Raw genomic sequence first — 23,642 nt, 5'->3', positions numbered from 1 at the left:
ATACGGATGCCGGGCAAGCGCGACGCTACAGTTCCGGCGCATCCCGCCGATACCGCGCAGCGAGTCTTTCAGTACGGTGGATGGCAGGTGGTTCGTGCATTTCTGATCGGGGCGATGCTGGTCGCCAGCCTGCCGGCATGGGCCGAACCCAGCAGCAGCACCCTGCAGATCCGGCTGACCGTGGTCGAATCCTGCAGCGACGATGGCGGTGGCGTCCGCTGCCCGGCGCCGCACCAGCGCAGTGACGCGCCCCAGGTGCCGCCCCAGGTCCGCGAGCTCGCACCACCGGCAACGGACGAGAACGCAACCCCCTCCGTGACCCTCATCTACTGATGCGCGCGCTGCTGACCCTGCTGGCACTGCTGCTGGCACTGCCCGCCGCGGCGCTGGAGCTGTTGCCGACCACCCTGCAGCTGCCGGCCCAGGGCGGCCGCGCCGAGCTGTGGCTGCACAACCCCGGGCCCGGCCGCTGGCAGGGCCAGGTGCAGGTGCTGGCCTGGGATCAGCAGCTGGATGCCGAACGGCTGCAGCCAAGCGACCGGATCCGGGTCAGCCCGGCGCGCCTGGACCTCGCCCCCGGCAGTACCCAGCGCGTCTGGCTGCTGCCAGCCGAGCCGGCGGCGGTCGGTGAACAGGCCTATCGGATCGTATTGGCGCCGTCGCTGGCAGGGCTGCCGCGCTATTCCCTGCCACTGTTCCGCGGCCCAGCGGCAACACCGCTGCATGCCCGCCTGCAGGGCCGCGTCGAGGCCCAGGCGTCGCAGCCCGCACTGCGACTCAGCAATACCGGTACCCTGCACGGCCGCCTGCACGATCTGCGCTTCATCACGGCGGACGGCCAGTCAACGCTGCTGACGGCTGGCCTGGCCGGCTACATCCTGGCTGGCCATGAACGCCGCTGGCCCCTGCCTGCCCGCGCCGATGGCTATGCTGGAGGCCGCTTCCAGGCACGCCTGCAGGACGGCCGCGAGGTCGATCTGGCCACTGCTGACCCTGCAATTGCAGCAAGCGCCCCCAGCGGGCTATAATCGACCGGATTCCTGCCGCCAGCGTGCGCGGGAACCCGTCCACACCGGACGTCACCGGTGAATCCACACCTGCTGCCCCCATCCGTGCCGGGGTGCTCCGCAAGGAGTTCGGCCACGGAGGCAACAGGGAAGCCCAACCCCGGAACCGATCGCGCTTCCACGCGTCCCGCATACCTATCCCCGCGGGCGGAATCGCTGGTTCCATATCAGGAGTATTGCAATGCCCCAGGTCACCATGCGTCAGATGCTGGAAGCCGGCGTCCACTTCGGCCACCAGACCCGCTACTGGAACCCGAAGATGGCTCCGTACATCTTCGGCGCCCGCGGCAAGATCCACATCATCAACCTGGAAAAGACCGTCCCGCTGTTCAACGACGCGATGAACTTCATCTCGTCGGTTGCCCAGAAGCGCGGCACCGTCCTGTTCCTGGGCACCAAGCGCAGCGCCCGCGAAACCATCAAGGAAGAAGCCGAGCGTTGCGGCATGCCGTTCATGAACCAGCGTTGGCTGGGCGGCACCCTGACCAACTTCCGTACCGTCAAGCAGTCGGTTGCCCGCCTGAAGGAACTGGAAGCCGGTGAAACCGACGGCACCTTCGAGAAGCTGGTCAAGCACGAAGTGCTGGGCCTGCGTCGCGAGCGCGACAAGCTGGAAGCCTCGCTGGGCGGCATCAAGGACATGAACCGTCTGCCGGACGCCATCTTCGTGATCGACATCGGCCACGAAGACATCGCGATCAAGGAAGCCAAGAAGCTGGGCATCCCGGTCATCGCCGTGGTCGACACCAACTACAACCCGGAACTGGTTGATTACGCCATCCCGGGCAACGACGACGCCATCCGCGCTGTGCAGCTGTACGCCCGCGCCGCTGCCGACGCCGTGCTGGAAGGTAAGGCCGCTGCTCCGCACGCCGCTTCGGTGCGCGAGGAAGAGTTCGCTGAAGCCGCTGCTGAAGGCGAAGAGAAGCCGGCCCGCCGCGCTCCGGCCAAGAAGGCTGCCAAGAAGGGCGACGACGCCCAGGCCTGATCCAGGCCCCGGGGTGGACGCCCGGCGTCCACCCTCCCTGCACGCCGCCCTTGGCGCGTGACAGGACCGTGTCACACGGGCCGGCCACCATGCCGGCCCAACCCCTTTCTTTCGTGAGGTAATCCCGTGGAAATCACTGCTTCCCTGGTCAAGGAACTGCGCGAGCGCACCGGCGCCGGCATGATGGAATGCAAGAAGGCGCTTACCGAAGCCAACGGCGACATCAACGCTGCTGCTGAAGCCATGCGCAAGTCCGGCGCTGCCAAGGCCGACAAGAAGGCTGACCGCGTGGCCGCCGAAGGCCGTCTGGGCCTGGCCCAGGACGGCGGCAAGGCCGTGCTGGTCGAAGTCAACTCGGAAACCGACTTCGTCGCCAACGATGACAACTTCAAGTCCTTCGTCAACGCCGTCGCCGCCGCTGCCCTGGCATCGGGCGCCACCGACGTCGAAGCCGTGAAGGCTGCCAAGCTGGCCGACGGCCGCACCGTTGAAGAAGCCCGTGCCACCGCCGTGCAGACCCTGGGTGAGAACATCCAGATCCGTCGCATGGTGAAGGTGGATGGCAACAACACCATCGGCGCCTACGTCCACACCAACGGCAAGGTCGGCGTTCTGGTCGATCTGGTCGGCGGCGACGTCGAGCTGGCCCGTGGCCTGGCCATGCACGTGGCCGCGCTGAAGCCGCCGCACAACAAGGCTGCGGACGTCCCGGCCGAGTTCGTCGAGAAGGAAAAGGAAATCGAGCTGGCCAAGATGTCCGAGAAGGACAAGGCCAAGCCGGCCGACATCCTGGAAAAGATCATCAGCGGCAAGATCAACAAGATCGTCAGCGACGTGACCCTGTACGGCCAGACCTACGTGCTGGGCGACACCACCGTCGAGCAGGTGGTCAAGGCCGCTGGCGCCGACGTGGCAGGCTTCAAGCTGCTGATCGTCGGCGAAGGCATCGAGAAGGTGGTGGAAGACTACGCCGCCGAAGTTGCCAAGGCGATGCAGGTCTGATTCCAGCCTTCCGGCTGTGAAGCGACCAGAAGGAGCCGCGGGAAACCGCGGCTCTTTTTTTATGCCGGTGAACCTGTGGGTGCGCACCGTTGGTGCGCACAGCCTCCGTTGGTGCGCACAACCGGCACCTTTGCGTTGCGCGCGAATCAAGCCGATACTCGGCGCAGGGAATCCACAGTCACCTAGCAGGAACGAAAATCGCGGACTGTGATGCATTCCTAGGTATTCTTGTCCTAATGGAATTGAACGACCCGACATGCCTCCCGAGCTGACAGCTGCCCTGGCGCTCTGCCGCAACCTGCCTTCGCCACCCGGTATTGCCCTGCGCATCATCGAACTGGCCCAGGACCCGGAAGCGGACATCGCCACCGCCGCCGACATCATCGCCATCGACATGGCGCTGAGCGCTCGCATGCTGCGCATCGCCAATTCGCCGCTGTATGCCAGCCGCCGCCGCATCGAGAACCTCGGCCAGGCGCTGACCATGCTGGGCCTGAACGCCACGATCAGCCTCGCCCTGGGCTTCACCGTCACCCAGGGCCTGACCGGCGGCACCGGCGCCGACCATGACCTGCGCCAGCGCGCGTGGAAGCGCAGCATCCTCAGCGCCCTGGCCGCCAGCCAGCTGGGCCAGGCGCGCGGTCTGCGCCGGCTGGAGGAACTGATGCTGGCCGGCCTGCTGCAGGACCTGGGCGTGCTGTGCCTGGCCCAGGCCGAGTCGGAGCGCTACCTGCCGCTGCTGCGCGAGGCACGCGACAACATCGACCTGGTCGCCCGCGAGCGCGAGGAACTGGGCTGCAGCCATGCCGAGGTCGGCGCCTGGGTGGCCGAGCAATGGGGCCTGCCCCGCTACCTGGTCGAGAGCATCAGCCACAGCGAGGACGAGGACGCCGCCGAATCGCCGTTCCAGGCCTGCGTGCAGCTGTCCGGCGCGGTGGCCGACATCTGGCTGGATACCGACGCCGATGCCGCGCGTGAGCGCGCCCTGCAGCAGGTGCACGACCGCCTGGAACTGGACAGCGCGCGCTTCGACCAGGTCCTGGCCCGCATCAGCGAGGCCCTGCCCGATATCGCCAGCCTGTTCGATGCCGGCCTCAATTCACCGTCCCGGGTGCGCGAACTGATCGATCACGCGCAGGAGCTGGCCACGCTGCGCAACCTGCGCGAACTGCAGGATGCCGACCAGGCACGCCGCCGCGCCGACGAGTTCGAGGCACGCGCCAAGCGCCTCGCCGACCAGGCCCATCGTGACGCGCTGACCGGCGTGCTCAACCGCCGCCAGCTGGAAGCGGTGCTGGAGCAGGAGTTCCTGCGCGCCGGCCGTCAGGGCTGGCCATTGTCGGTGGCCTTCATCGACCTGGACGACTTCAAGAAGATCAACGACGCCCACGGCCACCTGACCGGCGACGAGGTGCTGCGCGCCTTCGCCGGCAAGCTGCAGGGCCAGCTGCGCAACAGCGACACCGTCGCCCGCTTCGGCGGCGAGGAATTCGTCGCGCTGCTGCCCAATACCAGCGAAAGCGTGGCCCTGGACGTGATCCGCCGGGTACTGGCCAACATCGTCGCCACGCCGATGGCCGAGCTGGAAGGGGGGCCGCTGTTCGTCACCTTCTCCGCCGGCGTGGCCACCCAGGGTGGCTACGAGCGCTTCGCCGACGTGCAGGACCTGCTGCGCGCGGCCGACGATGTGCTGTACCGCTCCAAGAACCTGGGCCGCAACCGGGTGATCGCCCGCTCACCGGGCGCCCTCGGCCACGACGAGCTGTCGGCCACCGCCGGCGCCGAACTGGGCTGAAGGGGAAGCCCCGGTTGACCGGGGCGAATCACCGGATTCTGCGCCGCAGTGCACAAAACACTTTGGCACGACGCCGCATGCGCGTAGAATCGCCCGCGATTTCCACGCACCCGAGGTCCCCATGTCCAAGCTCGCCTATCGCCGCATCCTTCTGAAACTGTCCGGGGAGGCGCTGATGGGAGATGAGGACTACGGCATCGACCCGAAGATCATCAATCGCCTGGCCCGCGAGGTCATCGAAGCCCAGCAGGCCGGTGCCGAAGTGGCGCTGGTGATCGGCGGCGGCAACATCTTCCGCGGCGCTGGCCTGGCTGCTGGCGGCATGGACCGGGTCACCGGCGACCAGATGGGCATGCTGGCCACGGTCATCAACGCCCTGGCCATGCAGGACGCCCTCGAGAAGCTGGGCGCCAAGGCCCGCGTGATGAGCGCGATCAAGATCAACGACGTGTGCGAGGACTACATCCGCCGCCGCGCCATCCGCCACCTGGAAAAGGGCCGCCTGGTGATCTTCGCCGCCGGCGTCGGCAGCCCGTTCTTCACCACCGATTCCGGCGCCGCCCTGCGCGCGATCGAGATCGGCGCCGACCTGCTGCTGAAGGCCACCAAGGTCGATGGCGTGTACGACAAGGACCCGAACAAGCACAGCGATGCGGTCCGCTTCGACAGCCTGAGCTACGACGAAGTGATCCGCCGTGGCCTGGAAGTGATGGACACCGCGGCCTTCGCACTGGCCCGCGACAGCGACCTGCCGATGCGCGTGTTCGACATGGGCCAGCCGGGCGAGCTGCTGAAGATCCTCAACGGCGCGAACATCGGCACCCTGGTCCAGGGCCGCGACCCGGCCTGAGCCTGAGCGCAAAGCGATGACCGGGCCGATTCAGGCCCGGCAGCGTCCCGTATTCGCCTATAATCGCCCGATTCCAGATACATCCAGGACCGGGCGATGCTCAACGACATCAAGAACAACGCGCAGACGCGCATGGCCAAGAGCATCGACGCTCTGAAGCACACCCTCACCTCCATCCGGACCGGGCGTGCCACGCCTGCCCTGCTGGACCGCGTGACGGTCAGTGCCTATGGCAACGCCAGCACCCCGCTGAACCAGGTTGCCTCGATCTCCAACGCCGACGCGCACTCGCTGCTGGTCACGCCGTTCGACAAGAGCATGATCAAGGAGATCGAGAAGGGTCTCTACAACGCCGAGTTCACCCCGAACACCCTGGGCACCGCGATCCGCATCAACATGCCGCCGCCGACCGAAGAGCGCCGCAAGGAGCTGGCCAAGCAGGTGCAGAAGGAAGGTGAAGGCGCCAAGATCGCGATCCGCAACATCCGTCAGGACGCGAACAAGGAAATCGCCAAGCTGGTCAAGGACAAGGCGATCAGCGAAGACGAGAAGAAGCGCGGCGAAGACGACATCCAGAAGCTGACCGACGCCAACATCAAGGACGTCGACAAGGTCGTCGCCGACAAGGAAAAAGAACTGCTGTCGGTCTGAAGTCGATGCCTTCAGTCCCGCCTCCATTGCCGGCCGCCCTGCCCCGCCACATTGCCATCATCATGGATGGCAATGGGCGCTGGGCACAGCAGCGCCGTCGCCCCCGCGTGATCGGCCACCGTGCCGGCGCGCGCGCGGTCAACCGCACCATCGAGCGCTGCCTTGAACTGGGCATTCCGGCGCTGACCCTGTTCGCCTTCTCCAGCGAGAACTGGGGCCGGCCGCAGGAGGAAGTGGATGCGTTGATGAAGCTGTTCCTCGGCGCACTCGACCGCGAAGTGGACGAGCTGCACCGGCGTGGCGTGCGCGTGCGCTTCATCGGCGAACGCGAGCGCTTCGGTGCCGGGCTGGTCAGCCGCATGCAGCTGGCCGAGCAGCGCACCGCCGACAACACCACCCTGACCCTGTCGATCGCCGCCAGCTATGGTGGCCGCCAGGACATCGCCCGCGCCGCGCGCGCCCTGGCCGTCGAAGTGGCGGCCGGTCGCCTGTTGCCCGAGCAGATCGACGAATCGCTGCTGGGCAGCCAGGTCGCCCTGGCCGACCTGCCGCCGCCGGACCTGTTCATCCGCACCGGCGGCGACACCCGCATCAGCAATTTCCTGCTGTGGCAGCTGGCCTACACCGAGCTGTGGTTCACCGAGGCCCTGTGGCCGGACTTCGATGCCGGGCAGCTGCAGCAGGCGCTTGACGCCTATGCCGGCCGCGAGCGTCGTTTCGGCCTGACCAGCGCCCAGATCGCCGCACTGGCCACCGAGACTTCCAGCCCATGACCAAGACCCGAGTCCTCGCCGCGCTGATCATGGCGCCGGTTGCCATTGCGGCGATCCTGCTGCTGCCCACGCAATGGCTGGCCGCCGCCGCCGCCGCGGTGCTGCTGATCGGCCTGTGGGAATGGCTGAAGCTGGCCGGTATCGAAGACACCCTGGCGCGCACCGTGCTGCTGGTGCTGAACCTGCTGCTGATGGTGCTGCTGGTCTGGGCCGATGGCAGTACGCTGGTGCTGTTCCAGATAACCACCCTGGCCGGCGTTGCCTGGTGGCTGGCCGCGCTGGTCTGGCTGCGCTTCTTCAACTTCGGTGCACAACCGTCGGCGCCCTCGCGCATCCTGAAGATGCTGGCCGGCACCCTGGCCATCGTCCCGGCCTGGGCCGCGCTGGTGCTGATCCATGCCGGTGGCGATCCGCCGGGCAAGCAGGGCCACCTGTGGCTGCTGGCTGCATTGGCGCTGGTGTGGGCGGCCGACTCGGGCGCCTATTTCGCCGGCCGGCATTTCGGCAAGCACAAGCTGGCCCCGCGGATCAGCCCCAACAAGACCTGGGAAGGCCTGTTCGGCGGACTGCTGGCCGGTGTCGCCGTGGCCGTCGGCCTGGGCTGGCTGGCCGGCATCGATACCGCACACCTGCCGGGCCTGCTGATCACCTCGGTGGTGGCCGTGTTCGCTTCGGTGCTGGGTGACCTGTTCGAGAGCCTCATCAAGCGCCACGCCGGCGCCAAGGATTCGGGCCACCTGATCCCGGGCCATGGCGGCGTGCTCGACCGTGTCGACGGCGTCCTGGCCGCCGTACCGGTGTTCGCGCTGGGCAAGGAAATCTTCGGGTTCTGACCATGAATGCTGCTGCAGACCTGCGCCGGGTCGCCGTATTCGGCGCCACCGGCTCGATCGGTGCCTCCACGCTGGACGTGATCGCTCGCCACCCGCAGCGCTACCAGGCCACCGTGCTCGCCGCCGGCCGCCAGGTGCAGGCGCTGCTGGCGTTGTGCCGCCAGCACAAGCCGGCGCACGCGGTGATCGCCGACGAATCGCTGTTCGCCGAGCTGCGCGATGGCCTGCGCGACGCCGGACTGGCCACCGAGGCCCATGCCGGCCAGGCCGCGCTGGACCAGCTGGCCGCCAGCGACGCCTGCGATACCGTGGTCGCGGCCATCGTCGGCGCTGCCGGCCTGTCCTCGACCCTCGCCGCGGCCGCCGCCGGCAAGCGCATCCTGCTGGCCAACAAGGAATCGCTCGTGCTGGCCGGCGAACTGCTGACCCGCACCGCCGAGCGTGCCGGTGCCGAAATCATCCCGATCGACAGCGAACACAGCGCGATCTTCCAGTGCCTGCGCTCGCGCGACGCCAGCGTCGACGGCGCCGGCGTGCGCCGGATCCTGCTGACCGCCTCCGGCGGCCCGTTCCGTGGCCGCAGCCGCGCCGAACTGGCCCAGGTCACCCCGGCGCAGGCCGTTGCCCACCCGAAGTGGTCGATGGGACCGAAGATCTCGGTCGATTCGGCGACGTTGATGAACAAGGGCCTGGAAGTCATCGAGGCCCACCACCTGTTCGGCGTGCCCGGTGAACGCATCGAGGTGCTGGTGCACCCGCAGAGCCTGGTCCATTCGCTGGTCGAGTTCGTCGACGGCTCGACCCTGGCGCAGATGGGCCTGCCGGACATGCGCACCACCCTCGCCGTCGGCCTGGGCTGGCCGCAGCGCATCGAATCAGGCGTGGCCGGGCTGGACCTGCTGGCCCAGGGCCGGCTGGATTTCGAGGCCCCGGACACCGACGCCTTCCCCTGCCTGGCCCTGGCCTGGCAGGCGATGCAGGCCGGCGGCACCGCACCGGCGGTGCTGAACGCCGCCAATGAAGAGGCGGTTTCAGCGTTTCTTCAGGGCCGGATCGGTTTCCTGACCATCCCGGAGCTGGTTGCTAACGCTCTTTCAACACTGCCGACGCAAGCAGCCGATACACTGGAGGTCCTGTTGTCCGCCGACCAGCGGGCACGCCAGCTCACCCTGAACGCCATCGACGCCGCCTGAACGACCGCCTCGCCCAGCATGACGCCGCCGCCCCTGCCCGCCACTGTGAGCCTGCATGACTGACTTCATCGGATCGGTCTGGTGGATGATTGTCAGCCTCGGGCTGCTGGTCACGTTCCACGAGTTCGGGCATTACTGGGTCGGGCGCCTGTGCGGGGTCAAGATCCTGCGTTTCTCGGTCGGCTTCGGCCGGCCGCTGTGGTCGCGCCGCGACAGGCACGGTACCGAATTCGCCATCGCCGCCATCCCGCTGGGTGGCTACGTGAAGTTCCTCGACGAACGCGAGGTCGAAGTCCACCCGCACGAGCGCGGCCAGGCCTTCAACCACAAGACCGTCTGGCAGCGCATCGCCATCGTCGCCGCCGGCCCGATCGCCAACCTGCTGCTGTGCATCCTGCTGTTGTGGGCGATGTTCGTGATCGGCAAGCAGGACTACTCGCCCACCATCGGCCGCGTCAGCGGCATCGCCGCCAGTGCGGGCCTGGCCAGCGGCGACCGCGTGCTGCGCGTGGACGAGCGCCAGGTGGTCACCCTCGGCGAGGCCAGCATGGCGCTGACCGCCGCCGCGATGGACCGCCGTGACGTGAAGCTGGAAGTGCTGGATGCGGCCGACCAGGTGCGCATGCGCACCCTGCCGCTGTCGCAGCTGCCGGCCGGTTCCGATGAACGGCGGGTGCCGATCCTGGCCGGCCTGTACTGGCAGTCGTGGCTGCAGCCGGCGCGGGTCGATTCGCTCACCGCAGACTCCGTGGTGGCCGGGCAACTGCAGCCAGGCGACCTGATCGTGGCCATCGATGGCCAGCGCATCGACAGCGTCGACCAGGTGATCGGCGAGATCCAGGCCCTGGGCCGCGCCGGCGGACCGGGGATGATCGAGGTCCTGCGTGGCGGCGAGCGCCTGGCGCTGGAAGTCACCCCGCGCCAGGGCAAGGACGGCAAGGGCAACCCGGTCTGGCAGATCGGCGTCGGCTTCCCCACCACCTACAGCCCCGCCTACGACACCCTGCTGCGCTACGGGCCGCTGGACGCGGTGACCGTCGCGGTGCGCGAAACCGGCCGCCTGGCGGCCGACTCGCTGGGCATGATGGGCCGCATCGTCACCGGCAAGGCCTCGCTGCAGAACGTTTCCGGGCCGGTCACCATCGCCCGCGTGGCCAATGTCTCGGCCAAGCGCGGCCTGGACTGGTTCCTGCAGTTCCTTGCCCTGCTGTCCCTCAGCCTGTGCATCATCAACCTGCTGCCGATCCCGATCTTGGACGGCGGCCACCTGCTGTATTACCTTATCGAGTTGGTCAAGGGCAGCCCGCTGAGCGAGCGTGCCATCGCCGCCGGCCAATACATCGGCCTGGCGTTGCTGGCCGGGCTGATGGGGTTGGCGTTCTACAACGACATCCTCGGCCTGGTCCCGCGATGAACTTTTCCACGTTGTTGCCGTCTACAGCGTCGGCATCCCGCACCAATGAAATCGACCTTCCTACCGGACGTGACATGACGCGACTCCCCAATCGCCGCCTGCTGGCCCTCGCCCTCGCCGCCGTCACCGGCGCTCCCGCCCTGGCCCAGGCAGCCGAGCCCTTCACTGTCAGCGACATCCGCGTCGATGGCCTGCAGCGCATCAGCTCGGGCACGGTGTTCACCTACCTGCCGGTGGAACGTGGCGAGACGGTCACCGACAACAAGGTCGGCGAGACGATCCGCGCCCTGTACAAGACCGGCTTCTTCGAAGACGTGCAGCTCGACCGCCAGGGCACGATCCTGGTGGTGACCGTCAAGGAACGCCCGGCGATCAACAAGCTGACCGTGACCGGCAACAAGGACATCAAGTCCGACCAGCTGCTCAAGGGCCTGTCCGACATCGGCCTGACCGAAGGCGGCACCTTCGATCGCCTGAGCCTGGACCGCGTGACCCAGGAACTGCGCCGCCAGTACAACGACCGCGGCAAGTACAACGTCGACATCACCCCGACGGTGAGCCCGCTGGACCGCAACCGCGTGGACATCGCCATCGCCATCAAGGAAGGCAAGGCGGCCAAGATCCGCCACGTCAACCTGGTCGGCACCGAGAAGTACGAGAGCAAGGACATCCTGGAGACCTGGGAGTCCAAGGAGCACAACTGGGCCTCGTGGTACCGCCGTGACGACCAGTACTCCAAGGAAAAGCTGTCCGGCGACCTGGAAAAGCTCAACTCCTGGTACCTGGACCGCGGCTACGTCGATTTCAGCATCGATTCCACCCAGGTCTCGATCAGCCCCGACAAGCGCGACATGTTCCTGACCGCGGGCGTGACCGAGGGCGCGCAGTACAAGATCTCCGAGATCAAGGTCAGCGGCGACACCATCCTCCCGCAGGAGGACGTCGAGCGCATGGTGATCCAGAAGTCCGGCGACACGTTCTCGCGCGCCCTGCTGGAATTCAGCTCGGACACCATCACCAATTCGCTGTCCAACATCGGCTACGCGTTCGCCAAGGTGAACCCGATTCCGACCACCAACCGCGCCGAGCAGACCGTCGCCATCAACATGCAGGTCGTGCCCGGCCCGCGCGTGTCGGTGCGCCGCATCCTGTTCCGCGGCAATACCCGTACCTCCGACGAAGTGATGCGTCGCGAGCTGCGCCAGTTCGAGAACAGCTGGTACTCGCAGGCCGCGATCGACCGCTCCAAGATCCGCCTGCAGCGCCTGGGCTACTTCGAATCGGTGGAAGTGGAAACCCCGGCCGTCAGCGGCAGCAACGACCAGGTCGACGTCGTCTACAACGTCAAGGAAACCACCTCGGGCAGCTTCGTGTTCGGCCTGGGCTACTCGCAGTCCTACGGCATGACCACCTCGGTGCAGCTGTCGCAGAACAACTTCCTCGGCGGCGGCAACCGCGTGTCGGTCGAAGCCTCGCGCAGCAGCTACCTGCAGCGCTACGGCTTCAGCTACACCAACCCGTACTTCACCGATGACGGCGTGTCGCTGGGCTACAACCTGTCCTGGCGCGAACTGGACTACTCCGACTTCAACACCGCGCAGTACAACAGCACCAATGGTTCGGCGCAGGTGGTGTTCGGCGTGCCGCTGACCGAGACCGACACCGTCTCGCTGATGTTCGGCATCGACAGCAACCAGATCACCACCTACGAAGGCTCCACCCCGCCGTCGATCATCGACTACATCAATGCGGTCGGTAAGCGTACCTTCCATGCCTGGCGCACCGAGCTGGGCTGGGCGCGCGACTCGCGCAACGACTATTTCATGCCGACCCGCGGCACCTACCAGCGCATCGGCCTGGAAACCACGCTGCCGGGTTCGACCATCGAGTACTACAAGCTGAACTACCAGATCAGCAAGTACTGGCCGATCATGCCGTCGCTGGTGATCAACACCCGCGCGGAGATCGGCTACGGCGATGCCTACGGCAAGGACTACACCCGTGTCATCGACAACGGCGACGGCACTACCCGCACGGTCACCGCCAGCGGCCTGCCGTTCTTCGAGAACTTCTACGCCGGTGGTACCAACTCGGTGCGAGGCTTCGAGGACAACACCCTCGGCCCGCGCGAAGTCACCCGCGGCTACCCCGAAGGGCAGCCGCTGGGTGGTTCGCTGAAGACCGTCGGTTCGGTCGAAGCCTACTTCCCGCGCCTGTTCGACAGCCCGTCGGCACGCGTGTCGGCCTTCGTCGACTTCGGCAATGTCTACAACGGCACCAAGAACTTCAAGGCCAACGAGCTGCGCGTGTCCACCGGTGTGGCCCTGCTGTGGCGCGCCCCGGTCGGCCCAATCTCGATCAGCTACGCCTTCCCGCTGAAGAAGGAAGACGATGACAAGATCGAGCGTCTGCAATTCACGTTCGGTGGGCAGTTCTGACGAACCGCCCTGCGGTTCATCAGAACTGCACGCGCATCCCTCCTATCCCCCGCGCCGTTGGCGCGCCCCCCTTAATAGAAGGGGGGCTCTCCACCAGACGGGGGGCGAAGCGCCGGGCATTGCCCGGCGTTTTCGTTTGGCCTGGATGCCGGAAGCGCCCGCTCTGCTTTTGAGCTTTTGATCTTTTCTGTTTTTCCGTGGCTGGCACACGCGCCACGCCGCCGGAGGTCGGACGGGGTGGGGCTGCGGGGGTGTGAGCCGCATGGATGCGGCGACCAAGGCTACATGGACGTACTTGCGCCGTCCCCCGCAGCCCCGCCCCGTCCGACCCAGCCCATGGGACTGGCTCTGCCGGCCGCGAGGGGCCCTGCCGTTGGCTGCATGACCGCCCGCATGACCGCAATGGCGTCACACGTTAAACTCCCGCCGTGAATACTCCCACCTACACCGCCCAGCAACTCGCCGAGCAGTTCGGCCTGCAGGTCCATGGCGACCCCGCCACCGCCATCCATGGCGTGGCTACCCTCGCCCACGCCGGTCCTGGCCAGCTGACCTTCCTCGCCAACCCGCGTTACCGCGTCCAGCTGGCCGACAGCCACGCCTCGCTGGTGGTCCTGCGCGCCGACGACGTCGAGGCCGCCCCGGGCGCCGCGCTCGTGGCCAAGGACCCATACACCGCCTTCGCCAAGATCGCCGCGCTGTTCGACATCGCGCCGACCCGCCCGCCGGGCATCCATCCCAGCGCAGTGATCGATCCCGACGCCCAGGTGGCCGCCAGCGCCCACATCGGCCCGTTCGTCACCATTGGCGCACGCAGTGTCATCGGCGAGAACTGCATCGTCGGCGCCGGCAGCGTGATCGGCGAGGACTGCAGCCTGGATACCGGCTGTGAACTGATTGCCCGGGTCACCCTGGTCACCCGGGTCAAGCTGGGCAAGCGCGTGCGCGTTCACCCGGGTGCCGTGCTCGGCGCCGATGGCTTCGGCCTGGCGATGGACGCCGGCAAGTGGATCAAGGTGCCGCAGCTGGGCGGCGTCCGTGTCGGCGACGATTGCGAGATCGGCGCCAACACCTGTGTTGATCGTGGCGCACTGGAAGACACCATCCTCGCCGAGGACGTGCGCCTGGATAATCTGGTACAGATCGCGCACAACGTGCAGATCGGCGCCCACTCGGCCATCGCCGGCTGCACCGGCATCGCCGGCAGCGCCAAGATCGGCCGCTACTGCCTGCTCGGCGGTGCCGTGGGCGTGGTCGGCCACCTCGAGATCTGCGACAAGGTCGTGATCACCGGCAAGTCGGTGGTCCGCAATTCCATCACCGAGCCGGGCGAGTATTCGTCCGGCACCCCATTGACCGACAACCGCACGTGGCGCAAGAACGCCGCGCGCTTCAAGCAGCTGGACGCATTGGCTCGCCGCGTCCTGGCTGCTGGCAAGGAGAAAGAATGAACGATTCGCTGCAGCTTCCGATCGACGTCTGCCAGATCCAGGAACTGCTTCCACACCGCTACCCGTTCCTGCTGGTGGACCGGGTGCTTGAACTCGACGTCGAGGCCAAGCGCATCCTGGCGCAGAAGAACGTCAGCATCAACGAGCCGTTCTTCCAGGGCCACTTCCCGGGCCGCCCGATCATGCCCGGCGTGCTGATCATCGAAGCGCTGGCGCAGGCCGGCGGCGTCATGACCCAGCTCACGCTCGGCCGCGATGCGCAGTCCAAGCTGTTCTACATGGTCAAGGTGGAAAACGCCCGCTTCAACAAGCAGGTCGTGCCCGGCGACGTGCTGATGCTGGATGTGCAGATGAAGCGCCTGATCCGCAACATGGGCTGGTACTACGGCGAAGCCAAGGTCAACGGCGAAGTCGTCGCGTCGGCCGAGGTCATGTGCGCCGGCGCCAAGGGCTGATCCACTGGAGGCAGCAATGACTGACAACGCACCGCGGATCCACCCCACCGCCGTCATCGATCCGGCCGCGCGCCTGGCCGACGATGTGCAGGTGGGCGCCTTCACCCTGATCGGCCCCGACGTTGAAATCGGCGCCGGCACGGTGGTGGGCCCCCATTGCAGCATCCACGGCCCGACCCGGATCGGCCGCGACAACCGCTTCGTCGGCCATGCCGCGATCGGTGGCGAGCCGCAGGACAAGAAGTTCGCCGGTGAGCGCACCGAACTGGTGATCGGCGACCGCAACGTGTTCCGCGAGTTCGTCACGCTCAACCGTGGCACCGGCGGCGGCGGCGGCATCACCACCATCGGCAACGACAACTGGATGCTGGCCTACACGCACGTGGCGCACGACTGCCATGTCGGCAACTTCTGCGTGTTCTCCAACAACACCACGCTGGCCGGTCACGTGACCGTGGGCGACTACGTGATCATCAGCGGCTTCGCCGGTGCCCACCAGTTCTGCCGCATCGGTGCGCATGCCTTCCTCGGCATGGGCGCGCTGACCAATGGCGATGTACCGCCGTTCACCATGGTCGGTACCGATTCGCTGGGCCGCCCGCGCGGCATCAACAGCGAAGGCCTGAAGCGCCGCGGCTTCGACGCCGACCGCATCTCCGCCATCAAGCGTGCCTACCGCACGCTGTACGTGGCTGGCCTGCCGCTGGCCGAAGCCAAGGTGCAGCTGACCGAACAGGCGCGTGACAGCGATGACGTGAAGGCCATGCTGGACTTCATCGAGCACGCCGAGAGGCCCTTGCTGCGATGAGCAGCACGACCGGCCAGGCGCCGGCCGGCGCCGCGGTGATTCCGCTGGCCTCGATGGCCGGCAGCGTGCCCGCGCAGCGGGTGCTCAGCGAGCGCCCGTTGCGGATCGCGCTGGTTGCCGGTGAAGCGTCCGGCGACCTGCTCGGTGCGGGCCTGGTGCGTGAACTGAAGGCGCGCTTCCCGAATGCCGAGTTCGCCGGCATTGGTGGCGATGCCATGCGCAGCGCTGGCTGCCAGACCTGGCACGATGCCAGCGAGCTGGCGGTGATGGGCCTGACCGAAGTGCTGCGCCACCTGCCGCGACTGCTCAAGCTGCGCTCTGCGTTCCGCCAGCGTGCGCTGGAATGGCAGCCGGACGTGTTCATCGGCATCGACGCACCCGACTTCAACCTCGGCATCGAGCGCTGGCTGAAACAGCGCGGCGTGCGCACCGTGCATTACGTCAGTCCCTCGGTCTGGGCCTGGCGCGAGAAGCGCGCCGAGAAGATCGGCAGCAGCGCCGACCTGGTGCTCTGCCTGTTCCCGATGGAGCCACCGATCTATGCCAGGCACGGCATCGATGCGCGTTTCGTCGGCCACCCGATGGCCGATGACATTCCGCTGCAGGGCAACCGCGAGGAAGCACGCGCCGCGCTCGGCCTTCCGACCTCGGCCAAGGTGCTGGCGGTATTGCCGGGCAGCCGCCTGGGCGAGATCTCGCGCCTGGGCGAACCCTTCTTCGAAGCCGCCTGGCAGGTTTCCGAACGCATTCCGGGCCTGCATGTGGTGGTGCCGGCCGCCAACCCGGCCTGCCGGCAGCTGATCGAAGAACAGCTGTCGCGCTCGGCGTTGCCGGTGGCCTATTCGCACGTGCTGGATGGCCAGGCGCGCAACGCGATGATCGCCGCAGACGTGGTGGTGCTGGCCTCCGGCACCGCGACCCTGGAAGCCATGCTGGTGAAGCGCCCGATGGTGGTCGGTTACCGCGTCAATGAACTGACCTACCGGCTGGTCAAGGCGCTGGGCCTGATCAAGGTCGACCGCTTCGCCCTGCCCAACATCCTGGCCGGCCAGGACCTGGCGCCGGAGCTGATGCAGCACGACTGCACGCCGGACAGGCTGGCCGCGGCCATCCAGCAGTGGTTCGACCACCCGCAGCGGGTGATCGACCTGCAGGACACGTACGTGCGCCTGCACGAGCGCCTGCGCCGCAACGCTTCGGCGCGTGCCGCCGATGCCGTCGGCGAGCTGCTGATGCGCGACCAGGCGCAGGCATGAGCCGCCGTCACGCCGCTGCGGCCAGCCTGGCCCTGTTCGACGGCGCGACGGTGGTCGAGCCGGAGCGCCTGGTCGCCGGTGTCGACGAGGCCGGGCGTGGCCCGCTGGCCGGACCGGTGGCGGTGGCGGCGGTGGTATTCGATCCGTCACGGCCACGCATCAACGGCCTGGACGATTCCAAGCAGTTGACCGCGGCCCGCCGCGAGCAGCTGCATGACCGCATCGTCGAGCGCGCCCTGGCCTGGCATGTGGTGCTGGTGGACGTGGACACCATCGACCGCCTGAACATCTACCAGGCCACCCTGCAGGGCATGCGTGACGTTGTTGCAGCGGTGGCCCATGTGGCCGGCTTCGCCCGCATCGATGGCAACGTGGTGCCCAAGGGCCTGGTGCTGCCGGCGCAGGCGCTGGTCGGCGGCGATGGCATCGACCGCGCGATCATGGCCGCCTCGATCCTGGCCAAGGTCTCGCGCGACCGTTACATGCTGGACGTGCATACCCGCCACCCGCAGTACGGCTTCGAGCAGCACAAGGGCTACGGCACCCCGGCCCACCTGGCCGCCCTGCGCGAGCACGGCCCCTGCGCGGAGCACCGGCGCAGCTTCGCCCCGGTACGTGAATGCCTGGAAGCGGCGCAGGCGGCCACCATCGCGATCGCCTGAACGGCTGCCGTAGCCCAGCGGGGGAACAGTCCCCCCTGAGTAAGGGGACACGCCCCTGGCGGGAGGGTGTGGAAGCGTGGTGAGACGGGGCCCGCGGTTCGCCTGCGAACCGTGGGCAGCGAGAGCGCGAATGCGATATCGCGTGCCGTCAAGAGCTTGTCGCCTCCCCCTGCCCTCGCTACCCTGACCGGGCACTCCAGCGCATCCCGACCCCGGCGACGATCTTCCGTCAGCACCCGGGGCCCGCGCGCTCCAACCTGGTCCGGCATGTCCAACTCCCGCTTCGTACATCTCCACGTCCACACCGAGTTCTCGCTGGCGGACTCGACCATCCGCGTGCCGGCCAAGCCCGACCAGGCGGACCCGAAGAAGGCCAAGCAGGCCAACCTGCTGTCGCGCTCGGTCGAACTCGGCCTGCCTGCGCTGGCGGTGACCGACCTCAACAACCTGTTCGCCCTGGTCAAGTTCTACAAGGCGGCCGAAGGCGTGGGCATCAAGCCGATCGCCGGCGCCGACGTGCTGATCGCCGAGGAAGGCCAGGACCCGTGGCGGATGACTCTGCTGTGCCGTGATCGCGAGGGCTACCTGAGCCTGTCGCGCCTGCTGACCCGCGCCTGGATGGAAGGCCATCGCCCGGAAGGCGGCGTGGCCGTGCACCCGGACTGGCTGAAGGCCGGCAACGCCAACCTGTTCGCGCTGGCCGGCCGGCAGAGCCTGGCCGGGCGCCTGGCGCTGGACGGCAAGCATGAACTGGCCGAGCAGCAGCTGGCCGACTGGCAGCGCGTGTTCGGCGATGGCCTGCACCTGGAGCTGACCCGCACCGGCCGCGAGGGCGAGGAAACCTTCAACCAGTTCGCGCTGATGGCCGCCGGCCAGCGCGGCCTGCCGGTGGTGGCCAGCAACGATGTGCGCTTCCTGTCGCCGTCGGACTTCAGCGCGCACGAAGCGCGCGTGTGCATTTCCACCGGCCGCGTGCTGGACGACCCCAAGCGCCCGCGCGAATACAGCGACCAGCAGTACCTGAAGTCGGCCGAGGAGATGTGCGCGCTGTTCGCCGACATCCCCGATGCGATCGACAACACGCTGGCGCTGGCCGAGCGCTGCAACATCGAGATGCGGCTGGGCACCTACTTCCTGCCCAACTACCCGGTGCCGGACGACGAGACCCTGGACACCTGGATCCAGAAGATGTCGCGCGATGGCCTGGAAGAGCGCCTGGAGAAGAATCCGCTGGCGCCGGGCAAGACCCGCGAAGAGTACTTCGAGCGCCTGGAATTCGAGCTCAACACCATCATCAAGATGGGCTTCCCAGGCTACTTCCTGATCGTGGCCGACTTCATCCAGTGGGGCAAGAACCAGGGCATTCCGATCGGCCCCGGCCGTGGTTCGGGTGCCGGTTCGCTGGTGGCGTGGGCGCTGAAGATCACCGATCTGGACCCGTTGCCGTACAACCTGCTGTTCGAGCGATTCCTCAACCCGGAACGCGTGTCGATGCCCGACTTCGACATCGACTTCTGCATGGACCGCCGCGACGAGGTGATCGACTACGTCGCACGCAAGTACGGGCGTGAGCGCGTCAGCCAGATCATCACCTACGGCACCATGGCCGCCAAGGCGGTGGTGCGCGACTCCGGCCGCGTGCTCGGCTTCCCGTACGGCCTGGTCGACGGCGTTTCCAAGCTGATCCCGAACATCCTCGGCATCCACCTGAAGGATGCGCTGGGCAAGGGCAAGGAAGGCCCGAGCTCGGAAATGGCGTCGGCCGAACTGATCCAGCGCTACGAGACCGAGGACGATGTCCGCGACCTGATCGATCTGGCGCTGCAGCTGGAAGACCTGACCCGCAACGCCGGCAAGCATGCCGGTGGCGTGGTGATCGGTCCCGAGCCGCTGAGCGAGTTCTGCCCGCTGTACGCCGAACACGACGAGAACGGCCTCGGCAAGAACCCGGTCACCCAGTTCGACAAGAACGACGTGGAAGAAGTGGGCCTGGTGAAGTTCGACTTCCTTGGCCTGCGCACGCTGACCATCATCGACTGGGCGGTGAAGGCGATCAACAAGCGCCATGAGCGCGCCGGCATCCCGCCGGTGGACATCGCCGCGATCCCGCTGGACGACACGCCCACCTACAAGGACATCTTCGCCAACGGCAATACCGGCGCGGTGTTCCAGTTCGAATCCTCGGGTATGCGCCGCCTGCTGAAGGATGCGCGCCCCGACCGTTTCGAAGACCTGATCGCGCTGGTGTCGCTGTACCGCCCCGGCCCGATGGACCTGATTCCCTCCTTCAACGCGCGTAAGCACGGCCAGGAAGAAATCATCTATCCCGATCCGCGCACCGAAGCCATCCTGAAGGACACCTACGGCATCATGGTGTACCAGGAGCAGGTGATGCAGATGGCGCAGATCGTCGGCGGCTACTCGCTGGGCGGCGCCGACCTGCTGCGCCGCGCGATGGGCAAGAAGGTGCCGGCGGAAATGGCCAAGCACCGCGAGATCTTCCGCGAAGGCGCGGCCAAGGACGGCGTGGACGAGGCCAAGGCCGATGCGATCTTCGACCTGATGGAGAAGTTCGCCGGTTACGGCTTCAACAAGTCGCACGCCGCTGCCTATGCGCTGGTCAGCTACCAGACCGCCTGGCTGAAGCGCCACTACCCGGCCGAGTTCATGGCCGCCACGCTGTCTTCCGACCTCGACAACACCGACAAGGTGGTCGGCTTCCTCGACGAGGTGCGCAACCTCGGCCTGACCGTGCTGCCGCCGAAGGTGAACCAGTCCGCCTTCATGTTCGAGGCGGTGACGCCTGACACCATCCAGTACGGCCTGGGCGCGATCAAGGGCGTCGGCCAGGGCGCCTGCGAAGCGGTGGTCGACGAACGCCTGAAGGGCGGCGAGTACAAGGACCTGCTCGACTTCTGCACCCGCGTCGGTTCGGCCAAGCTCAACCGGCGCACGCTGGAAGCGATGATCAACTGCGGCGCACTGGATGAGCTCGGCCACAACCGCGCCTCGCTGATGCTGCAGCTGCCGGAGGTGATCAAGGCCACCGACCAGATGGCGCGCGAACGTGCGTCGGGCCAGAACTCGCTGTTCGGCGGCCCCGACCCGAGCGCGACCACGATCCAGCTGGACCTGCCCGAAGCCGAGGAATGGCCGCTGTTGCAGCGCCTCAATGGCGAGCGCGACACGCTGGGCTTCTACCTCAGCGGCCACCCGTTCGACCCCTGGCGCGACGACGTGCGCGACCTGGTCGGCAACGACCTGGGCGCGGTGGAGAAGATCTGGAGCGCCAACAGCGGTGGCGGTGGTGGCGGCGAAAAGCGCTGGCGCCCGGAAGTGCAGACCGTGCTGGCCGGCCAGGTGGTCGGCGTGCGCCGCAAGGGTGAGAGCCAGATCTTCATCCAGCTCGAGGACGGCCGTGGTCGCGTCGAGTGCAGCGCGTTCTCCGACGCGATGGCCGAGTTCGGCCACCTGATGACCAAGGACCGCATCCTGGTGGTCAAGGGTGGCCTGCGCGAGGACGAATTCAACGGCGGCTTCGCGCTGCGCATCCGCCAGTGCTGGGACTTCGACGAAGTCTGCGCCAACTACGCCACGCGGCTGTCGCTGCGCCTGGACCTGCGCCAGCAGCGCCCGGTCTGGGAGCGCATCGACGCCCTGCTCGACCGCCATCGCCCCGGGCGAACGCCGCTGCGCCTGGACCTGCTGCTGAAGGGGCCGCACGGTGGCGTCGCCGGCATGCTCGATGTGTCCGGGCAGAGCGCGGTGCGCATCGATTCCAAGCTGATGGAGGCGCTGCGCGCCGACCCGGCCGTGCGCACGCTGAAGGTGCGCTACAGCCCGCCCTGGGCCAGCTGAGGCTGGCTCCCTGGTTTTCCTGTCCCCCCTGTTTCCCCGTTCCAAGTATCAAGGACGATTGCCGATGAAGACCCTGCTGTTCCCGTTCGCTGCCGCACTGGCCCTGGCCGCCTGCTCCCCGTCGAAGATCGAGTTCCAGATCGACAACCCGACCGACACGCCGCTGGCGCTGAGCATCGACGGCCAGGACCTGCCGGTGGCCGCGCAGGGTTCGCGCCCGGTCTCGCTGGCCATCGGCGAGCATCGCCTGCACACCGACAAGCTCGGTGATGTGCGCTTCATCGTCTACGTCGACGGTCGTGGCGGGCTGATCAACCCGACCCTCAGCGAGTACGTGATCGCCCGCGAGATCTATGTCACCGACGAAAGCAAGGTGAAGAACTTCGGCGTCGGCAATTCCGGTATCCAGCTGGGCGGCGTCGACTTCGAAGGCCCGTTCGAGAAAAGCCACGCACTGTTCATCGACAAGACCTGGACCTACGGCGTGCGCGAACCGTTCCCGAAGGAAAAAGTGGTGGCCCATGTTGATTCCAGCGGCGGCCAGATCGTGGCCAAGGTGTTCACCGCGCCGGACTTCATCGCCTACGTCGAAGACGGCATGGGCGAGCCGGGCGCGTTCAAGCGTGAACAGCCGGCCGGCTACGTGGCCCCGGCCTTCAAGCTGGAACCGGCCCCGGCCAGCCTGCCCGCGCTGGTACCGGCCTTCGAGGCGCATGCCGCGCCGCTGCGCGAGGTCTATGCCCGCTGGCTGAAGGCCACCACCGCCGATGAACAGAAGGCCCTGCGCAAGCAGGATTTCGCCGCACAGATGGCCTTCACCTCGGCCACCGCCAGCCTCGGCAGCGGCCTGGGCCGGGAGGCCAACGAGGCCTACAACGACTTCGTCTCGCAGCGCAGCCAGCTGATGGGCCGCAGCGCCCTGGTGGTGCCCTGAGCTGACTGGCGCCCCCTGCCCGGCTGCGCTACCGTCGCCTTCCAGACGAGGGCGTACGGGCGGTTTGCACGCATTCGGCTAGAATTCCCCTCTTCTTTACACGACGGCTTCCGATGAATCCGAACTACCTCGACTTCGAGCAACCCATCGCCGACCTGGAAGCCAAGATCCAGGAGCTGCGCAACGCCAGTGCCGGGCCGGCGGTCAATGTCGAGGCCGAAGTGCACGCGCTGCAGGACAAGCTGCGCATGCGCACCGCGCAGATCTTCCGCAACCTGACCTCGTGGCAGGTGCTGCAGCTGGCCCGCCACCCGTCGCGCCCGTACACCGCTGACTACATCCGCATCATCTGCGATGAGTTCCAGGAACTGGCCGGTGACCGCGCCTTCGCCGACGACAAGGCCATCATGGGCGGCCTGGCCCGCATCAACGGCCGCGCGGTGATGGTGATCGGCCACCAAAAGGGCCGCGACACCAAGGAAAAGATCAAGCGCAACTTCGGCATGCCCAAGCCGGAGGGCTACCGCAAGGCCCTGCGCCTGATGAAGATGGCCGAACGCTTCGGCCTGCCGGTGCTGACCCTGATCGACACCGCCGGCGCCTGGCCGGGCATCGACGCCGAATCGCGCGGCCAGTCCGAAGCGATCGCGCGCAACCTGATCGAGATGGCCGAACTGAAGGTGCCGATCATCTGCACCGTGATCGGTGAAGGCGGCTCCGGCGGCGCGCTGGCGCTGGGCGTGGGCGACCGTACCGTGATGCTGGAATACGCGGTGTACTCGACCATCACCCCGGAAGGCTGCGCCTCGATCCTGTGGAAGGATGCCGGCAAGGCCAAGGATGCCGCCGAGCAGCTGGGCCTGACCGCGCCGCGCCTGAAGAGCCTGGGCCTGGTCGACAAGGTCGTGCGCGAGCCGACCGGCGGCGCCCACCGCAACCCGACGCAGATGGCCAAGCGCCTGAAGGCCGTGCTGCTGAACGAACTGGACGCGCTGGACAAGCTGTCCACCGAGCAGCTGCTGGAACAGCGCTACACCCGCCTGCGCAGCTACGGCACGTACGAAGCGGCCTGATTCATCGGCTTGTTACTTTCTTGCTCGTGCAAGAAAGTAACCAAAGAACACGCCGCCGAACGCGAGCCGGTGCCATGCACCGGTTCCCTGCGCTTCTCGGTGAATCAGGGGACGGCGCCGAACTCGCTGCGCTCAGACATC

Annotated in this window: 20 protein-coding genes; all 20 read left to right on the top strand. The window is 67.3% G+C overall.

Annotation, left to right across the window (positions count from 1 at the left end; genetic code table 11):
• Positions 1 to 87: 87 nt before the first annotated feature.
• The 20 genes from ACZK1G_RS06715 (at position 88) to ACZK1G_RS06620 (ending at position 23,501) form a co-directional block, all read left to right on the top strand.
• Entirely contained in the window at positions 88 to 333 is a 246-nt protein-coding gene (locus ACZK1G_RS06715; RefSeq protein WP_424143713.1) for a hypothetical protein, read from the top strand.
• The gene (locus tag ACZK1G_RS06710; protein WP_101765190.1) at positions 333 to 1,028 is read left to right on the top strand and encodes a fimbrial biogenesis chaperone; all 696 of its coding nucleotides are present in this window, start codon (positions 333 to 335) and stop codon (positions 1,026 to 1,028) included. Before ACZK1G_RS06715 ends, ACZK1G_RS06710 begins: the two co-directional genes overlap by 1 nt.
• Before the next feature lie 220 nt (positions 1,029 to 1,248).
• Complete coding sequence (gene rpsB, locus ACZK1G_RS06705; protein ID WP_005408748.1) at positions 1,249 to 2,055, top strand: 30S ribosomal protein S2; 807 nt, start codon at positions 1,249 to 1,251, stop codon at positions 2,053 to 2,055.
• A 126-nt stretch (positions 2,056 to 2,181) separates the two neighbouring features.
• The gene (gene tsf / locus ACZK1G_RS06700; protein WP_049446244.1) at positions 2,182 to 3,057 is read left to right on the top strand and encodes a translation elongation factor Ts; all 876 of its coding nucleotides are present in this window, start codon (positions 2,182 to 2,184) and stop codon (positions 3,055 to 3,057) included.
• Between the two features lie 256 nt (positions 3,058 to 3,313).
• Positions 3,314 to 4,852, top strand: a complete 1,539-nt coding sequence (locus ACZK1G_RS06695) for a GGDEF domain-containing protein (RefSeq protein ID WP_014036507.1) — start codon at positions 3,314 to 3,316, stop codon at positions 4,850 to 4,852.
• Between the two features lie 121 nt (positions 4,853 to 4,973).
• A complete protein-coding gene (gene pyrH / locus ACZK1G_RS06690; protein ID WP_005415854.1) occupies positions 4,974 to 5,702 on the top strand; it encodes a UMP kinase in 729 nt (242 codons plus the stop codon).
• A 96-nt stretch (positions 5,703 to 5,798) separates the two neighbouring features.
• A complete protein-coding gene (frr, locus tag ACZK1G_RS06685) occupies positions 5,799 to 6,353 on the top strand; it encodes a ribosome recycling factor (RefSeq protein ID WP_014036506.1) in 555 nt (184 codons plus the stop codon).
• A gap of 5 nt (positions 6,354 to 6,358) precedes the next feature.
• Positions 6,359 to 7,126, top strand: a complete 768-nt coding sequence (gene uppS, locus ACZK1G_RS06680; RefSeq protein WP_049446247.1) for a polyprenyl diphosphate synthase — start codon at positions 6,359 to 6,361, stop codon at positions 7,124 to 7,126.
• Complete coding sequence (locus ACZK1G_RS06675) at positions 7,123 to 7,959, top strand: phosphatidate cytidylyltransferase (protein ID WP_014036504.1); 837 nt, start codon at positions 7,123 to 7,125, stop codon at positions 7,957 to 7,959. Before uppS ends, ACZK1G_RS06675 begins: the two co-directional genes overlap by 4 nt.
• Before the next feature lie 2 nt (positions 7,960 to 7,961).
• Positions 7,962 to 9,152: a 1-deoxy-D-xylulose-5-phosphate reductoisomerase gene (locus ACZK1G_RS06670; protein ID WP_014036503.1), complete on the top strand. Its 1,191-nt coding sequence runs from the start codon at positions 7,962 to 7,964 to the stop codon at positions 9,150 to 9,152.
• Positions 9,153 to 9,207: 55 nt separating this feature from the next.
• Complete coding sequence (gene rseP, locus ACZK1G_RS06665) at positions 9,208 to 10,566, top strand: RIP metalloprotease RseP (RefSeq protein WP_101765189.1); 1,359 nt, start codon at positions 9,208 to 9,210, stop codon at positions 10,564 to 10,566.
• A 74-nt stretch (positions 10,567 to 10,640) separates the two neighbouring features.
• Positions 10,641 to 13,004 carry an outer membrane protein assembly factor BamA gene (gene bamA / locus ACZK1G_RS06660; RefSeq protein WP_049446256.1) on the top strand — a complete coding sequence of 788 codons (2,364 nt, stop codon included), beginning with the start codon at positions 10,641 to 10,643 and terminating at the stop codon, positions 13,002 to 13,004.
• A 428-nt stretch (positions 13,005 to 13,432) separates the two neighbouring features.
• Complete coding sequence (lpxD, locus tag ACZK1G_RS06655; protein WP_101765188.1) at positions 13,433 to 14,455, top strand: UDP-3-O-(3-hydroxymyristoyl)glucosamine N-acyltransferase; 1,023 nt, start codon at positions 13,433 to 13,435, stop codon at positions 14,453 to 14,455.
• Positions 14,452 to 14,910 carry a 3-hydroxyacyl-ACP dehydratase FabZ gene (fabZ, locus tag ACZK1G_RS06650; RefSeq protein WP_005415845.1) on the top strand — a complete coding sequence of 153 codons (459 nt, stop codon included), beginning with the start codon at positions 14,452 to 14,454 and terminating at the stop codon, positions 14,908 to 14,910. The genes lpxD and fabZ overlap by 4 nt, the downstream gene beginning before the upstream one ends.
• Before the next feature lie 16 nt (positions 14,911 to 14,926).
• Positions 14,927 to 15,718 carry an acyl-ACP--UDP-N-acetylglucosamine O-acyltransferase gene (gene lpxA, locus ACZK1G_RS06645; RefSeq protein ID WP_014036498.1) on the top strand — a complete coding sequence of 264 codons (792 nt, stop codon included), beginning with the start codon at positions 14,927 to 14,929 and terminating at the stop codon, positions 15,716 to 15,718.
• Positions 15,719 to 15,771: 53 nt separating this feature from the next.
• Positions 15,772 to 16,974: a lipid-A-disaccharide synthase gene (gene lpxB, locus ACZK1G_RS06640; RefSeq protein WP_134967132.1), complete on the top strand. Its 1,203-nt coding sequence runs from the start codon at positions 15,772 to 15,774 to the stop codon at positions 16,972 to 16,974.
• Positions 16,971 to 17,636, top strand: a complete 666-nt coding sequence (locus ACZK1G_RS06635; protein WP_101765187.1) for a ribonuclease HII — start codon at positions 16,971 to 16,973, stop codon at positions 17,634 to 17,636. The genes lpxB and ACZK1G_RS06635 overlap by 4 nt, the downstream gene beginning before the upstream one ends.
• A gap of 267 nt (positions 17,637 to 17,903) precedes the next feature.
• Positions 17,904 to 21,494 carry a DNA polymerase III subunit alpha gene (dnaE, locus tag ACZK1G_RS06630; RefSeq protein WP_014036495.1) on the top strand — a complete coding sequence of 1,197 codons (3,591 nt, stop codon included), beginning with the start codon at positions 17,904 to 17,906 and terminating at the stop codon, positions 21,492 to 21,494.
• Between the two features lie 64 nt (positions 21,495 to 21,558).
• Complete coding sequence (locus ACZK1G_RS06625) at positions 21,559 to 22,428, top strand: hypothetical protein (RefSeq protein WP_101765186.1); 870 nt, start codon at positions 21,559 to 21,561, stop codon at positions 22,426 to 22,428.
• Positions 22,429 to 22,541: 113 nt separating this feature from the next.
• Positions 22,542 to 23,501: an acetyl-CoA carboxylase carboxyltransferase subunit alpha gene (locus ACZK1G_RS06620; protein WP_049446267.1), complete on the top strand. Its 960-nt coding sequence runs from the start codon at positions 22,542 to 22,544 to the stop codon at positions 23,499 to 23,501.
• Positions 23,502 to 23,642: the final 141 nt, after the last annotated feature.

This window comes from Stenotrophomonas sp. 109824_Sma (assembly GCF_056480025.1).
This window is presented reverse-complemented; position numbering and strand designations above follow the sequence as displayed.

What these genes read in the sequence shown, in the direction of transcription:
- ACZK1G_RS06710 (WP_101765190.1), top strand. Translation starts at nt 333, where the DNA reads ATGCGCGCGCTGCTGACCCTGCTGGCACTGCTGCTGGCACTGCCCGCC.
- rpsB (WP_005408748.1), top strand. Translation starts at nt 1,249, where the DNA reads ATGCCCCAGGTCACCATGCGTCAGATGCTGGAAGCCGGCGTCCACTTC.
- ACZK1G_RS06695 (WP_014036507.1), top strand. Translation starts at nt 3,314, where the DNA reads ATGCCTCCCGAGCTGACAGCTGCCCTGGCGCTCTGCCGCAACCTGCCT.
- pyrH (WP_005415854.1), top strand. Translation starts at nt 4,974, where the DNA reads ATGTCCAAGCTCGCCTATCGCCGCATCCTTCTGAAACTGTCCGGGGAG.
- frr (WP_014036506.1), top strand. Translation starts at nt 5,799, where the DNA reads ATGCTCAACGACATCAAGAACAACGCGCAGACGCGCATGGCCAAGAGC.
- uppS (WP_049446247.1), top strand. Translation starts at nt 6,359, where the DNA reads ATGCCTTCAGTCCCGCCTCCATTGCCGGCCGCCCTGCCCCGCCACATT.
- ACZK1G_RS06675 (WP_014036504.1), top strand. Translation starts at nt 7,123, where the DNA reads ATGACCAAGACCCGAGTCCTCGCCGCGCTGATCATGGCGCCGGTTGCC.
- ACZK1G_RS06670 (WP_014036503.1), top strand. Translation starts at nt 7,962, where the DNA reads ATGAATGCTGCTGCAGACCTGCGCCGGGTCGCCGTATTCGGCGCCACC.
- rseP (WP_101765189.1), top strand. Translation starts at nt 9,208, where the DNA reads ATGACTGACTTCATCGGATCGGTCTGGTGGATGATTGTCAGCCTCGGG.
- bamA (WP_049446256.1), top strand. Translation starts at nt 10,641, where the DNA reads ATGACGCGACTCCCCAATCGCCGCCTGCTGGCCCTCGCCCTCGCCGCC.
- fabZ (WP_005415845.1), top strand. Translation starts at nt 14,452, where the DNA reads ATGAACGATTCGCTGCAGCTTCCGATCGACGTCTGCCAGATCCAGGAA.
- lpxA (WP_014036498.1), top strand. Translation starts at nt 14,927, where the DNA reads ATGACTGACAACGCACCGCGGATCCACCCCACCGCCGTCATCGATCCG.
- lpxB (WP_134967132.1), top strand. Translation starts at nt 15,772, where the DNA reads ATGGCCGGCAGCGTGCCCGCGCAGCGGGTGCTCAGCGAGCGCCCGTTG.
- ACZK1G_RS06635 (WP_101765187.1), top strand. Translation starts at nt 16,971, where the DNA reads ATGAGCCGCCGTCACGCCGCTGCGGCCAGCCTGGCCCTGTTCGACGGC.
- dnaE (WP_014036495.1), top strand. Translation starts at nt 17,904, where the DNA reads ATGTCCAACTCCCGCTTCGTACATCTCCACGTCCACACCGAGTTCTCG.
- ACZK1G_RS06625 (WP_101765186.1), top strand. Translation starts at nt 21,559, where the DNA reads ATGAAGACCCTGCTGTTCCCGTTCGCTGCCGCACTGGCCCTGGCCGCC.
- ACZK1G_RS06620 (WP_049446267.1), top strand. Translation starts at nt 22,542, where the DNA reads ATGAATCCGAACTACCTCGACTTCGAGCAACCCATCGCCGACCTGGAA.